Here is a 1,495-nt window from a genome sequence, read left to right on the forward strand (position 1 = left end):
TACCGTCGGTCAGTTCGACATCACCGGCTGCTGCCGGTGCCGTGGTCTCGATCGTGACAGGAATGGCGGCCGAAGGCTGGCTGGTATTGCCGGCGGCATCGGTGACCGTGGTGGTGATGCTGTGGCTGCCGTCGGCCAGTACCGTCAGAGTGCTGCTCCAGCTGCCGTCACTGCCTGCCGTGGCGGTGCCGATGGCTTTACCGTTGTCGAGGATAGTGACGGTGTCGCCGGCTGCCGCGGTCCCTTTCAGGACCGGAGTAGAGTCATTTGTCTCCGCTCCGGCCAGATTCTTACCGTTACCGTCGGTCAGTTCGACATCACCGGCTGCTGCCGGCGCCGTGGTCTCGATCGTGACAGGGATCGCGGCCGAAGGCTGGCTGGTATTGCCGGCGGCATCGGTGACGGTGGTGGTGATGCTGTGGCTGCCGTCGGCCAGTACCGGCAGAGTGCTGCTCCAGCTGCCGTCACTGCCTGCCGTGGCGGTGCCGATGGCTTTACTGTTGTCGAGGATAGTGACGGTGTCGCCGGCTGCTGCGGTCCCTTTCAGGACCGGGGTGGTGTCATTTGTCTCCGCTCCGGACAGGTTATTACCGTTACCGTCGGTCAGTTCGACATCACCGGCTGCTGCCGGCGCCGTGGTCTCGACCGTGACAGGGATCGCGGCCGAAGGCTGGCTGGTGTTACCGGCGGCATCAGTGACCGTGGTGGTGATACTGTGGCTGCCGTCGGCCAGGGCCGGCAGGGTGCTGCTCCAGCTGCCGTCGCTGCCTGCGGTGGCGGTGCCGATGGCTTTACCGTTGTCGAGGATAGTGACGGTGTCGCCGGCTGCCGCGGTCCCTTTCAGGACCGGGGTGGTGTCATTTGTCTCCGCTCCGGACAGGTTATTACCGTTACCGTCGGTCAGTTCGACATCACCGGCTGCTGCCGGTGCCGTGGTCTCGATCGTGACAGGAATGGCGTCCGAAGGCTGGCTGGTATTGCCGGCGGCATCGGTGACCGTGGTGGTGATGCTGTGGCTGCCGTCGGCCAGTACCGGCAGAGTGCTGCTCCAGCTGCCGTCACTGCCTGCCGTGGCGGTGCCGATGGCTTTACCGTTGTCGAGGATAGTGACGGTGTCGCCGGCTGCTGCGATCCCTTTCAGGACCGGGGTGGTGTCATTTGTCTCCGCTCCGGACAGGTTATTACCGTTACCGTCGGTCAGTTCGACATCACCGGCTGCTGCCGGCGCCGTGGTCTCGACCGTCACAGGAATGGCGGCCGAAGGCTGACTGGTGTTACCGGCGGCATCGGTGACCGTGGTGGTGATACTGTGGCTGCCGTCGGCCAGGGCCGGCAGGGTGCTGCTCCAGCTGCCGTCACTGCCTGCCGTGGCGGTGCCGATGGCTTTACCGTTGTCGAGGATAGTGACGGTGTCGCCGGCTGCCGCGGTCCCTTTCAGGACCGGGGTGGTGTCATTTGTCTCCGCTCCGGACAGGTTATTACCGCTACCGTCGGT

Annotated in this window: 1 protein-coding gene; it reads right to left on the reverse strand. The window is 64.9% G+C overall.

The window, feature by feature from the left end; genetic code table 11:
- Window positions 1-1,495, reverse strand: a 1,495-nt coding sequence (locus ABD035_RS05090; RefSeq protein ID WP_343868250.1) for an Ig-like domain-containing protein, incomplete at both ends; no start/stop codon positions are given.

This window comes from Tatumella terrea, assembly GCF_039523755.1.
GTDB classification, from domain to species: domain Bacteria; phylum Pseudomonadota; class Gammaproteobacteria; order Enterobacterales; family Enterobacteriaceae; genus Tatumella; species Tatumella terrea.